General features: G+C 70.1%; 13 protein-coding genes and 1 pseudogene. 11 read left to right on the forward strand and 3 right to left on the reverse strand.

Annotated features, from left to right (window positions below; genetic code table 11):
• The 3 genes and pseudogenes from QZ483_RS09440 to pcp form a co-directional block, all read right to left on the reverse strand.
• Positions 1–208: pseudogene (locus tag QZ483_RS09440) on the reverse strand (short chain dehydrogenase); the annotation flags it as partial.
• Positions 205–981 (reverse strand): enoyl-CoA hydratase/isomerase family protein, encoded by a 777-nt coding sequence (locus tag QZ483_RS09445; RefSeq protein ID WP_297083276.1) that lies wholly within the window; start codon positions 979–981, stop codon positions 205–207. The pseudogene QZ483_RS09440 and the gene QZ483_RS09445, both read right to left, overlap by 4 nt.
• Positions 982–1,040: 59 nt before the next feature.
• Positions 1,041–1,679: a pyroglutamyl-peptidase I gene (gene pcp / locus QZ483_RS09450; protein WP_297083278.1), complete on the reverse strand. Its 639-nt coding sequence runs from the start codon at positions 1,677–1,679 to the stop codon at positions 1,041–1,043.
• Positions 1,680–1,719: 40 nt separating this feature from the next.
• Here pcp and QZ483_RS09455 point away from each other — a divergent pair, with 40 nt between their 5' ends.
• The 11 genes from QZ483_RS09455 to QZ483_RS09505 all read left to right on the forward strand — a co-directional run bounded on the left by QZ483_RS09455 (position 1,720) and on the right by QZ483_RS09505 (position 11,611).
• Entirely contained in the window at positions 1,720–2,001 is a 282-nt protein-coding gene (locus tag QZ483_RS09455; protein ID WP_297083280.1) for a hypothetical protein, read from the forward strand.
• A gap of 103 nt (positions 2,002–2,104) precedes the next feature.
• Positions 2,105–2,797 (forward strand): GntR family transcriptional regulator, encoded by a 693-nt coding sequence (locus QZ483_RS09460; protein WP_297083282.1) that lies wholly within the window; start codon positions 2,105–2,107, stop codon positions 2,795–2,797.
• Complete coding sequence (locus tag QZ483_RS09465) at positions 2,794–4,326, forward strand: MmgE/PrpD family protein (RefSeq protein WP_297083284.1); 1,533 nt, start codon at positions 2,794–2,796, stop codon at positions 4,324–4,326. Before QZ483_RS09460 ends, QZ483_RS09465 begins: the two co-directional genes overlap by 4 nt.
• 10 nt (positions 4,327–4,336) lie before the next feature.
• Complete coding sequence (prpB, locus tag QZ483_RS09470; protein WP_297083285.1) at positions 4,337–5,239, forward strand: methylisocitrate lyase; 903 nt, start codon at positions 4,337–4,339, stop codon at positions 5,237–5,239.
• 2 nt (positions 5,240–5,241) lie between these two features.
• Entirely contained in the window at positions 5,242–6,414 is a 1,173-nt protein-coding gene (locus QZ483_RS09475; RefSeq protein ID WP_297083286.1) for a bifunctional 2-methylcitrate synthase/citrate synthase, read from the forward strand.
• A 111-nt stretch (positions 6,415–6,525) separates the two neighbouring features.
• The gene (locus QZ483_RS09480; RefSeq protein WP_297083287.1) at positions 6,526–6,732 is read left to right on the forward strand and encodes a hypothetical protein; all 207 of its coding nucleotides are present in this window, start codon (positions 6,526–6,528) and stop codon (positions 6,730–6,732) included.
• Entirely contained in the window at positions 6,729–7,505 is a 777-nt protein-coding gene (locus QZ483_RS09485) for an electron transfer flavoprotein subunit beta/FixA family protein (RefSeq protein WP_297083289.1), read from the forward strand. The genes QZ483_RS09480 and QZ483_RS09485 overlap by 4 nt, the downstream gene beginning before the upstream one ends.
• Before the next feature lie 10 nt (positions 7,506–7,515).
• Positions 7,516–8,496, forward strand: a complete 981-nt coding sequence (locus QZ483_RS09490; RefSeq protein ID WP_297083291.1) for an electron transfer flavoprotein subunit alpha/FixB family protein — start codon at positions 7,516–7,518, stop codon at positions 8,494–8,496.
• Between the two features lie 209 nt (positions 8,497–8,705).
• Positions 8,706–9,839, forward strand: a complete 1,134-nt coding sequence (locus tag QZ483_RS09495) for a cytochrome b/b6 domain-containing protein (protein WP_297083294.1) — start codon at positions 8,706–8,708, stop codon at positions 9,837–9,839.
• A gap of 57 nt (positions 9,840–9,896) precedes the next feature.
• The gene (locus QZ483_RS09500) at positions 9,897–10,487 is read left to right on the forward strand and encodes a thymidine kinase (protein ID WP_297083296.1); all 591 of its coding nucleotides are present in this window, start codon (positions 9,897–9,899) and stop codon (positions 10,485–10,487) included.
• A 68-nt stretch (positions 10,488–10,555) separates the two neighbouring features.
• Complete coding sequence (locus QZ483_RS09505) at positions 10,556–11,611, forward strand: tRNA-dihydrouridine synthase (RefSeq protein WP_297083298.1); 1,056 nt, start codon at positions 10,556–10,558, stop codon at positions 11,609–11,611.
• The last annotated feature ends 189 nt before the right edge of the window (positions 11,612–11,800 follow it).

The following is an 11,800-nucleotide window of genomic DNA, read 5'->3' on the forward strand; positions in this document are numbered from 1 at the left end:
CGATCGCCAGTGCACGTCCGCCGGCAGCCGTCACCGCATCGGCCGCGGTGTGAACCGTGCCCTCGAGCCGGGGATCGGGCCGGTCGGTCTTCGCCAGCATCGCGATGTTCGCGCCGTCGCGCGCGGCGCGTACCGCGATCGCGAGGCCGATGCCGCGGCTGCCGCCCGACATGAGCAGGGTGGTGCCTGCGAGGCTCCCGGGGCTCATCGCGCGGCCGCCCGTGCAGCGCTGGCGGCCGCGAACGCCTGGATGCGCTGCTGTGCCTCATCGCGGTCGAAAGCGGCGCCGATGCTGTGGGCCTCGTCGTCGAGACTGGTGGCGAAGTCGCGCTGCGCCGAGGCGCGCACGAGTCTCTTGGCGCGGCCGAAGGCGGTGCTGGCGCCGGAGGCCCACGCGCGCGCGACCTCGAGTGCGCGAGCGTCCGGGTTGTCCGCGGACTCGGCGGCGAAGCCCCAGGCCACGGCGGTCTGCGCGTCGAGCTCACGCGGGGTGAGCAGCAGCTCGAGGGCGCGGCGTTCGCCGATGGCACGGGTCAGCAGCGTGCTCACGCCAAGGTCCGGGGTGAGGCCCACGTCCGCATAGCGTCCCGCCACGCGCAGGTCGTGACCGGCGACCACGTAGTCCGCAGCGAGCAGCAGCCCGATGCCGCCGCCGGCGACCGCGCCGCGCGCTGCCGCCACGACGGGAACCTCGGACCCGACCAGGGCGACGATGCCCTCGTTGATCACCTGGGCGCTCGAGGTGACATCGGCGCCGGTGAAGCCGGCACCCGCCATCATCAGCACGTCGCCGCCTGCGCAGAAGGCCGGGCCCTCGGCGGTGATCAGGACGGCACGCGTGGTGGGGTCGCTCGTCGCCGCGACGCACGCCTCGCGGTACTGCGTGCCCATCTCGAAGTCCACCGCGTTCAGGCGCTCGGGGCGCGCCAGGGTGATGTGCGCGATGCCGTCGCGGCGGTCGAGCTGAACGTGCTGAGCCATAGGCGCCCCCTACGAGTCGTCGTTGATCCGTGGTGCCAATCCTGTCATGCGGCCGGGCCTCAGTGGATCGTGCCTCCCGGCAGCGCGGCGTCCGCCGTCCGGGCGAGTGAGGTCGACACGGCAATGGCGACGCCGCGGGCGATCTGGTCCGCCGTCAGTGTCGCGACGCCGGGGTCCAGGCCCATCTCCGGCGTCGCCGGCACGTGGATGAACCCGGAGCGGGCCGACGTTCCGTGGGTGGCGTGCTGCAGGGCGTAGAAGGTGTGGTTGCACACGTAGGTGCCGGCACTCAACGACACCGACGCTGGGATGCCGGCCTGGGCGAGGCCGGCCACGATCGCCTTGACCGGAAGCGTCGAAAAAAACGCCGCTGGGGCCCCAGGAATGACCGCGAGATCGAGGGGAGAGGCGCCGGTGTTGTCCGGGATGCGGGCGTCATCGAGGTTGACGGCGACTCTCTCTGGCGTGAGCCCGGAGCGGCCCTCGGCGAGCCCGAGCGCGATCACCACGTCCGGGCGCGTGACGTCGATCGCGTCGCCCAGTTCCGCAGACGCTCGCCCGAACGCGACAGGCAGGCGCACTGCCGTCACTCGGGCGCCAGCGACGCCCACAACCGCCACCGCTTCAGCAGCGTCCCACGAGGGGTTGATGCGCGCATCGGCGAAGGGCTCGAAGCCGGTGAGCAGGACGGAAGGCACCCACCCAGCCTACGAGGACTGGGCTCACTAGCCTGAGGTCATGTTCATTCTCATGTCGATCCACCACCCGCACCCCGATCACCGCGACAGCCTGATCGCGTCCATGCATCGCTACGGTGCCGCAATCGCGGGCCGAGAGGGCCTGGTGTCGATCCACACGTTGGCCGACGAGGATTCGGACCGGCTGGTGGGCCTCGCGATCTTCGAGTCTCGCGCAGACTATGAGCGCCTGGCGCCTGTCGCGCGGGCGGACGTGGCGGATGACCCCTTCGCCGAGTGGGAAGAGGGGCCGATCGACGGGCTGAGACTCTCGCCGGCCTGACGTGGCCCGAATGTATACACAGGGGCGTCGTTTCTGCTAGCGTACCCGTGAGAAGGCGCTCCGTGCATACAGAGGGCCGGAGTCGACTGCGTGAGGAGGCGCCGTGCGATCCAGCGACCGCGTCTACGAGACGCTCCGCGAGGAGATCCTCGACGGCACCCTCGCCCCCGGTGCCTCGCTCGCCGAGATCGAGCAGTCGGAGCGCCTGGGCGTGTCCCGCACTCCGCTGCGCGAGGCTCTCTCGCGTCTGCAGAGCGAGGGCCTCGTGACCGCGAAGGGTGGCAGGGGACTGGTCGTGGCCTCCGTATCCCTCGACGACGTGGGCGAGCTGTTCGAGATTCGCGAGGCGCTTGAGGTCAAGGCGGCGCGGCTGGCTGCGCTGCGCCGCGATCGGGCCGTGTTCGAGGCGTTGCGGGCCGAGGTGGAGACCACCGCGCAGCGTTTGGGCGGAGACATGTCGCTGCGCGCCTTCTACGAGCAGACGGCCCGCATGGATGCCGCGATCGACGACGCTGCAGGGAACCCCTACCTGGTGTCCGCCCTGCGCGGCGTGCGCGCCCACGTGGCGCGGATCCGCCGCCTGTCGCGCGATGACGCGTCACGCCTGCGCAGCGCCACCCAGGAGCACTTGATGATCCTCGACGCGATCATCGAGGGCTCCGAGACCATGGCCGCTCATGCCACGGAGCTCCACCTGCACCGCAGCCTCACGAGCATCCTCGCCTCGATGACCGTCGACGCAGCCGCTGATCAGATGTCATCCACCTTCACCACGAGCCAGGAGCCCAGCCTGTGAAGATCCACGCCGTCCGCGCCCACCGCTCCGCCGAGGAGCTGCCTCGCGAAGAGCAGCTCGCGTGGAGGATCGCGCAGGTCGCCACCGATGTCGCGCCCATCGACGATGACGTCACCGACATGGTGATCAACCGTGTGATCGACAACGCGGCCGTTGCGGCGGCGTCCTATTCCCGCACGGCGCCCAGCGCGGCCCGCGCCCAGGCCTTGGCGCACGTCCCATCCAGTGGCGGTGCGGGTGCGACGGTCTTCGGCGAGCCCGCCGCGACCCGCACCAGCCCTGAATGGGCGGCGTGGGCCAACGGCGTCGCCGTCCGCGAGCTCGACTACCACGACACGTTCCTCGCCGAGGAGTACTCGCACCCGGGCGACAACATCCCGCCGGTGGTCGCGGTGGCCCAGCACGTGGCGGCGCGCGGCCTCGAGGGCCGCGACGTGCTCCGCGGGCTCGTGACCGCCTACGAGATCCAGATCGACCTGGTGAAGGCGGTCAGCCTCCACCGGCACAAGATCGATCACGTCGCGCACCTGGGTCCGAGCGCGGCCGCCGGCATCGGCGCGATGCTGTCCCTGCCCACCGCCACGATCTTCCAGGCAATCGGCCAGGCCCTGCACACCACCACCGCCACGCGGCAGTCCCGCAAGGGAGAGATCTCGTCGTGGAAGGCGCACGCCCCGGCGCTCGCCGGCAAAGTCGCGATCGAGTCCGTGGACCGCGCGATGCGGGGCGAGACCTCGCCGACCCCCATCTACGAGGGCGAGGACGGCGTGATCGCGTGGCTGCTGGGCGGCTTCGACGTCGAGTACCACGTGCCGCTGCCGGAGGCCGGCGAGAGCAAGCGGGCGATCCTCGACTCGTACACCAAGGAACACTCCGCGGAGTATCAGTCTCAGGCGTGGATCGACTTGGCGCGCCGGCTCCACCGGGAGCGCCCCGACCTCACGGACCCGGCCAAGGTCGAGCGCATCGTGCTCGCGACGTCGCACCACACCCACTACGTGATCGGGTCGGGCGCCGAGGACCCGCAGAAGTACGACCCCGCCGCGTCCCGAGAGACGCTCGATCACTCGCTGCCGTACATCTTCACGGTCGCGCTGCAGGACGGGGAGTTCGACCATGAATCGTCCTACCTGCCGGAGCGTGCCGGGCGTCCCGACACCGTCCAGCTCTGGCGCTCGATCTCGACGGTCGAGGACCCCGAGTGGACGCGCCGGTATCACGACAACGACCCGGCGGTGAAGGCCTTCGGCGGGGCGATCGAGATCACGCTCACGGACGGCTCGATGGTGCGCGAGGAGATCGCGGTGGCCGATGCGCATCCGCTGGGCGCACGGCCGTTCCGTCGCGACGACTACATGGGCAAGTTCCGCCGGCTCGCCGCCGGCGTAGTCGAGCAGGGGGAGATCGAGCGCTTCCTCGACGCCGCGCAGCGCCTCCCGGACCTGGCTCCCGAGGAGCTCACCGGCCTCACGTTCGAGGTCGCGCCCGACGTTCGTGCCGCAGCCCCCGCGCCGCGCGGCCTGTTCTGAGAGGTCCGCGATGCTCTACGCCTCCACGACTCCTGCTGACAAGAGGGCCGCGTTCCGCGCCCGGCTCGACTCAGGCGAGTTGCTGCGCTTCCCCGGGGCGTTCAACCCGCTCTCCGCGCGACTGATCGAGCAGCGCGGCTTCGAAGGGGTCTATATCTCCGGCGCAGTGCTCTCTGCCGACCTGGGCCTGCCGGACATCGGGCTGACCACGCTGACCGAGGTGGCTGGACGCTCCCGCCAGATCGCGCGCATGACGGACCTGCCGGCGATCGTCGATGCGGACACCGGGTTCGGTGAGCCCATGAACGTCGCCCGCACGGTCCAGGAGATGGAGGACGCGGGGCTCTCGGGTCTCCACATCGAGGACCAGATCAACCCCAAGCGGTGTGGCCATCTGGACGGCAAGGACGTGGTCGACGAGCGCACGGCGCTCCGCCGGATCCGCGCGGCGGTCGACGGCCGTCGGGACCCGAACTTCCTCATCATGGCGCGGACGGATGTGCGCGGCGTGGACGGCTTCGATGCCGCCGTGGACCGCGCCAAAGCGCTGGTGGATGCCGGGGCCGACGCGATCTTCCCCGAGGCGATGGCGGATCTGAGCGAGTTCGAGGCGATGCGCAAGGCCGTCGACGTGCCGATGCTCGCCAACATGACGGAGTTCGGAAAGTCGGAGCTGTTCACCGTCGATCAGCTCAGGGACGCGGGCGCGAACATCGTCATCTGGCCTGTGTCACTGCTGCGACTCGCCATGGGCGCCGCAGGAAGAGGGCTCGACGAGCTCGAGTCCGCCGGCAACCTCACTGGACTGCTGGGCCAGATGCAGCATCGCGCGGACCTGTACGACCTCGTGGACTACGAGGCCTATGGCCACTTCGACAGCGAGATCTTCACCTTCAGCGTCACAAAGGAGTGAACATGAGCGACACCATTGAGATCCGCAAGGGACTGGCGGGGGTGGTGGCGGACGACACCGCCGTTTCCAAGGTCAACGTCGAGAGCAACTCCCTGCTGTACCGGGGCTACCCGGTCCAGGAGCTCGCGGCGATGGCGGGCTTCGAGGAGGTGGTGTACCTGCTGTGGCACGGCGACCTGCCCGACGCCCAGCAGCTCGCGGACTTCACCGCGAAGGAACGGTCACGTCGCGCGTTGAACCCCGCGGTGGTGGCAATGCTGGATGCCCTTCCGGCAACTGCCCACCCCATGGACGTGGTGCGCACCGCGGTGAGCGTCGTGGGCGCCCACGACCCGGACGCGTGGAGCCAGGAGCCGGACGCCATTCTTGACAAGGCGCTGACGCTGTTCGCTCAGCTGCCGGCCGTCGTCGCGTACGCGCAGCGCAAGCACCGGGGGCTCGAGCCCGTCGCCCCGCGGGAGGACCTGGGCTACTCCGCAAACTTCCTGTGGATGACCTTCGGGGAGGAGCCGGACGAGGTGGTGCGCCGGGCCTTCGACGTGTCGATGACGCTGTACGCGGAGCACTCGTTCAATGCCTCGACCTTCACCTCGCGCGTGGTGACCTCCACGCTGTCGGACTACTACAGCGCGATTGTCGCGGCCATCGGCGCGCTCAAGGGCCCGCTGCACGGTGGGGCGAACGAGGCGGTCATGCACACGTTCGCGGAGATCGGCGAAGCACAGAACGTGGTGCCCTGGCTCGACGCGGCTCTCGCGGACAAGCGCAAGATCATGGGCTTCGGCCACCGCGTGTACAAGCGTGGCGACTCTCGCGTCCCCACCATGCACGCGGCGCTGGGCACGCTCTTCGAGCACTACGGCCGGCCAGATCTCAAGGCTCTGTACGACGCGCTGGAGTCGGAGTTCGTGACCCGCACAGGCATCTACCCGAATCTCGACTACCCGTCAGGGCCCGCGTATCACCTCATCGGCTTCGACACCGAGTACTTCACGCCGATCTTCGCGGCGTCGCGCCTTGCCGGGTGGACGGCGCACGTGCAGGAGCAGTTGTCCGCCAACGCTCTCATCCGCCCGCTCAGCGCATATGTGGGTCCCGCCGAACGCCACCTCGACGGGTACGAGGCCGATGCGGCACACACGGCAGCCGCGACACGCAAGACGGAGTCGTGCTGAGCACAGGCGGGGAAGGTGGAGCGCGCGCCCTCGAGACGCCGTGAGTCCCTTCAGGAGACGGCCGGCCCGGAGTTTCCTGGCCGCGCAGCGATCATCGACCGATACGCTTCGGTGACGGGCGCTGACGTGTCCGAGCTGCGGTGGTATGAGGCGCTCGCCCTGTGGAGGTCGGCGATCTTCTGCGAGGCCATGTACACCCGTTGGCTCGACGGCGAGCGGCCCGGCGATACGTTCGCCCGATGGATGAACGGCGGTGTGCCCGCGCTCGCGCGGTCGGCGGCCGGCGCCCTCGCGGACTTCGAGAAAGGCAGGCCATGAGAATCGTTGTGCTGATGAAGGTGGTTCCGGACACCTGGGTGGAGCGGACGCTCTCGCTCGAGACCGGGCTCGCCGTGCGCACCCCGGAGGACGCGGTCCTTGATGAGATCAACGAGCGCGCCTTGGAAGTTGCCCTCGCCTACGCCGACGAGGCGCCTGAGACCACCGTCACCGTGGTGGCGATGGCGCCCAAGTCCGTGCAGAGTGCACTGCGCAAGGCGGTCGCCATGGGCGCGCACGACGCGGTGCAGATCATCGACGACCGACTCGTGGGCGCGGACCTGATTCTCACGGCGCGCGTTCTCGCGGCGGCGTCCCAGCACCTGGGCTTCGACCTCATCGTCGCCGGCGACTCCTCCACGGACGGGGGCGGCGGGGGAGTGCCCGTCGCCATCGCAGAGACGCTCGGCATCGCCGCTGCCACACACCTGACGCAGGTGGAACTCAACGAGGATTCCCTCACGGGCGTGCGTGCCTCGGACGCGGCGGCTATGCACGTCACGGCAGATCTCCCGGCGATCATCTCCATCACGGAGGCGCTGCCGGACGCGCGGCTCCCGAACTTCAAGGGCATCCTTGCCGCCAAGAAGAAGGAGATCATCGAGCTCACGCTCGATCAGCTGGGCATCGATGCCGACCCTGGTGCGGCGCCCGCGACCATCATGATCGGGGCGCGGGAGCGCCCGCCGCGCGAGGCGGGTACCACAATCGTGGACGAGGGAGATGCGGGCGCCCAGCTCGCGGCGTTCCTGGTCGAGAACCGGCTGGCGTGAGGAGCGAACGTTGACTGACACCACTCTCGAGCCGATCCTCGTCCTGTTGGACCGGCTGTCGGACGGCACTCTCGCCTCGTCCTCCGCAGGGCTGCTCGGAGCGGCGTCGCTGCTGGGCACGCCCGTCGGGCTGATCGTCGGCGACGCTGGCGACGACGCTGTCGCACGTGCCGGAGCCCTCGGAGCCGCAACCGTTCTGACCGGCGCCGCCGAGTCCTCCGCGCTGGGAGTGTCAGCCGTTGACGCCCTCGCCGCCGCATCGGCCCTCGTGGCCCCCGCAGCCGTGCTCGCGTCCCACTCCGTCGAGGGCAGCGAGGCCGCGGCCCGTTTCGCGATGCGAACGCAGGCGGCGCTCGCCGTCGACGCGATCGGCGTCGCACGCGACGACGAGGGGATCATCGCCCATCACGCCGTCTACGGCGGGATGTTCCTCGTGGACTCCGCTCCCACGTTTGCTGCGCCCGTCATCACGGTGCGCGAGGGATCGATCGATGCGCGGGCGGCGGCGGTCGATGCGCCTGAGCTCACCGTGCTCGAGGTGGAGCCGTCCGGCGCTCCTGCCGCGCGCATCGAGAAGGTCGAGCCCGTGCGCCAAACCTCCTCGCGCCCCGAATTGAGGAGCGCGTCGAAGGTGGTGTCGGGAGGGCGCGGCGTGGGCGGTGCCGAGGGGTTCGACCTGGTGGGCGCGCTCGCCGATGCACTGGGTGCGGCCGTGGGTGCATCCCGCGTGGCCGTGGACTCAGGCTGGGTTCCGACCTCCTACCAGGTGGGACAGACCGGTGTCTCGGTCTCTCCCGAGCTCTACGTCGCGCTCGGCATCTCCGGCGCCATCCAGCATCGGGCGGGCATGCAGACGGCCTCGACCATCGTGGTCATCAACACCGACGCTGATGCGCCGTTGTTCGAGATCGCAGACTTCGGCGTGGTCGGCGACGTCTTCACTGTCGTGCCGCAGTTGATCTCGGCCCTCGAGGACAGGCGCGCGAAGTGACGGTCCGGCTGCGCAGGGGCCTGCCGCGCGCGCCCGGTGGCGAGCCGTGGCCTCCGGAGACCGCCGTGACAGCGACGGGTACCGTGGCGAGGACCGATGCGGTGGCTGGGCCCACCGCGGACGTCGCCGCGGCAGCGGCTGCCCGAGCGCAGGTCGCACACGCAGACAGCACCCCAGCGCGACCGGCAGGGGACTCCTCGGCGAGAGAGGTGGCCACTGCCACCACCTCTGCAGGCGTCGCGATGCGCGAGGTGCAGGTGCGCCGTGGTCTGCCCCGCGAGCCCGGCGGCGAGCCATGGCCTGCCGCAGGCACCGCCTTTGTCGCGATGCGAGCCGACGACGACGCCGACGCGCCTACCGAGAAGACTGCTCCTGCCACGGTCGAACCCGCAGGCGCACCGTCGACCGACCCCGCCAGCCACGCGGGGCCGTCGCCCGCGAAGTCCCCGGCACCGCGGAAGTCCCACCAGCCACCGTCCGCGGCAATCCGGTGGGCGGGCGCGATCGCGGCGCTGGCCGCGCTCGTCGTGGTCGTGGTCGCGGGGTCACGATGGCTCCTGAGCCTCGATGGTGTGGCCGCCTTCGTGGATGACTACCCGGGAACGACCGCCGAAGCGCAGCGCGCCGGGATCGAGATCCCGGCGTGGCTCGAGTGGCAGCACTTCTTCAACGTGTTCCTCATGGCGCTCATCGTCCGCACGGGGCTGATGGTGAGCCGTCAGACGCGTCCCGAGGCGTATTGGGCACGTCGCTCTGATCCGCGCACGCGTGTGAGTCTCATGGCGTGGACCCACCAGGCGCTCGACGTGCTGTGGGTCACCAACGGGGTCGTGTATGCCGTGGCGCTCTTCGCCACAGGCCAGTGGCAGCGCATCGTGCCCACCAGCTGGGACGTGTTCCCCCACGCCGTGTCGACAGGCCTGCAGTACGCCGCACTGATGCCTCCGAGCCACGCCGAAGCTGCGGGCTACAACGCGCTCCAGCAGCTCGGGTACTTCACGACGGTGTTCGTCGCGGCCCCGCTCGCCATCGCGAGCGGCGCCAGGATGAGCATGTTCTGGCCCGCTGGGTGGACGCGCGTCCCGGTCTCCGCAGCACGGAGCCTGCACTTCCCGGTCATGCTCTACTTCGTCGTCTTCACGGTGCTGCACGTGGGACTCGTGCTCTCGACGGGAGCGCTCGACAACCTCAATCGCATGTATGCGGGGTCGGGCGCGGATTCCTGGGTGGGCCTGGTGGTGTTCCCGGCGTCTCTGGTGGTGATTGGGGGCGCGCTGGTCGCGGTGCGGCCCATCGTGGTCGCTCCGCTGGGTCGCGTCTTCGGCATCGTCAGCGGCCGCTAGGGTGGTGCCCACCGCCGAGCCCTCGAGTGGCCGGCGCACGGGCTCAGAAGGGTGACGATGGCCAAGCTCTACTTCCGCTACGGAGCGATGAACTCCTCCAAGACGGCACTGCTGCTCACGGCTGCCTACAACTACGAGGAGCGCGCCCAGCACCCCGTCATCGTCAAGCCGGGCATCGACACCAAGGCCGGCGAGGCGGTCTCGTCCCGGATCGGTCTCGAGCGTCCCGTCGACGTCCTGCTGGGGAGCGAGGACTCGCTTCTCGACGCCCTGCGGGCGCACCGTCCGCTCGACACGGTCGACGCGGTCTTCATCGACGAGGCGCAGTTCCTCACCCCCACACAGGTGGATGAGGCCTTCGCGGTGGCGGTCTCGCACGGTGTGCCCGTGCTCTGCTACGGCCTTCGCGGCGACTTCATGACGCGCTCGTTTCCCGGATCGTTGCGACTGCTGGAGATCGCCCACGCGATCGAGGAGCTCAAGACCATCTGTCGCTGCGGGTCCAAGGCCATCTTCAACGCGCGGATCGTGGGAGGCGTCTTCGTCAGCCACGGCGACCAGGTGGCGATCGACGGCCAGCAGGCGGACTACGAGTCGCTGTGCGGCAAGTGCTACATCGAGGAAGTCGGCCCGGTCAGCAGCTCCTAGCGTCGGCGGGACGGCGGCCACCCCAAGGTCCCACGTCTCGCCGGCTCCACCCGCCTAACGTGTGACGCATGGAGTGGTGGTACGACCCTCGCCTGAGCTATCAGGACAACGCCGATAGCGGCCCGTCTGGACCCTTCGCCACGGTGCCGCCGCCCCCGGCGTCGACGCCCCCGAGCGCGCAATTCCTGGGGACGCCGGTGCATTCTCCCTTCGGCATTCCCGCCGGCCCCCTGGTGAACGCCCGCTTCTGTGCCGCGGCCTTCGCGTGGGGATTCGACGTCAACGTCTACAAGACGGTGCGGTCGCGAGCCACTCCCGCCCATGCTCACCCGAACGTGCTGCGCGTCAACGTCGACGGGCCGCTCGGCCACGACCGAGCGATGCAGGGTCTGCTCGCCGACGATGACTATGCGCGGGCGCGAAGCATCTCCAACTCGTTCGGGGTGCCGTCGCAGGACCCCGACGCGTGGCAGCCCGACGTGGCGGCGGCAGTGGCGAGCGCGCGACCCGGACAGCTGCTGATCGCGTCATTCCAGGGCACGCGCGGCGGCACGGAGGAGAGGTGGATCACGGATCACGCCACCACGGCGCGACTCGCCGTCGAGACCGGCGCCCGGGTGCTCGAGCTGAACCTCAGCTGCCCGAACGAGGGAACGGGAGACCTGCTGTGCTTCGACACGGCGACGGTGTCCCGCATCGTCCACACGGTCCGCGACGCGATCGGCGACGTGCCGCTCGTCCTCAAGCTGGCGCACTTCACGTCGGCCGATGCGCTGGCCGAGCTGGTGCGCACGACGCACCGGAGCGTGGCGGGCTACGCAGCCATCAACACCATCCCCGCGCGCCTCGTCACCCGCGATGGCCGCCAGGCCCTTCCCGGTGCCGGTCGCGCGGTCGCGGGGGTGTGCGGGGCGAGCATCACGTGGGCCGCGTTCGAGATGGTCGAGCGGCTCGCGCGACTCCGGGACGAGCTCTCGGCCGACTTCGCGATCGTCGGCGTCGGGGGAGTCATGGCCGCGCCGGATGCGGTGCGCCTGCGCGCCGCGGGCGCCGATGCCGTCATGAGCGCCACCGGTGCGATGCTCGACCCGTGGCTCGGGATGGCAGTCCGGGCTTCCGCGTAGTCGCGACACGCCGACACGACCCCCGTCCCAAGGGGCGCTCATGCGCCTGCCTGCAGGCCGCATCGGCTTGAATGGGACCTTGGTCCCAGGTCTGGTCCACCACGAGATCTAGTGTTCGAAACGGCCCGGCACCACCACATCTAGTGGCATGGCAGCCGGAGGCGGTGAGTTCAGCGATCGAGGCAGGGG

It is taken from the genome of uncultured Demequina sp. (genome assembly GCF_913055775.1).
GTDB lineage: Bacteria > Actinomycetota > Actinomycetes > Actinomycetales > Demequinaceae > Demequina.

Excerpts from the sequence above, each read along its gene's own strand:
- QZ483_RS09455 (WP_297083280.1), top strand. The coding sequence starts at position 1,720 with ATGTTCATTCTCATGTCGATCCACCACCCGCACCCCGATCACCGCGAC.
- prpB (WP_297083285.1), top strand. The coding sequence starts at position 4,337 with ATGCTCTACGCCTCCACGACTCCTGCTGACAAGAGGGCCGCGTTCCGC.
- QZ483_RS09500 (WP_297083296.1), top strand. The coding sequence starts at position 9,897 with ATGGCCAAGCTCTACTTCCGCTACGGAGCGATGAACTCCTCCAAGACG.
- QZ483_RS09505 (WP_297083298.1), top strand. The coding sequence starts at position 10,556 with ATGGAGTGGTGGTACGACCCTCGCCTGAGCTATCAGGACAACGCCGAT.
- QZ483_RS09445 (WP_297083276.1), bottom strand. The coding sequence starts at position 981 with ATGGCTCAGCACGTTCAGCTCGACCGCCGCGACGGCATCGCGCACATC.
- QZ483_RS09475 (WP_297083286.1), top strand. The coding sequence starts at position 5,242 with ATGAGCGACACCATTGAGATCCGCAAGGGACTGGCGGGGGTGGTGGCG.
- QZ483_RS09485 (WP_297083289.1), top strand. The coding sequence starts at position 6,729 with ATGAGAATCGTTGTGCTGATGAAGGTGGTTCCGGACACCTGGGTGGAG.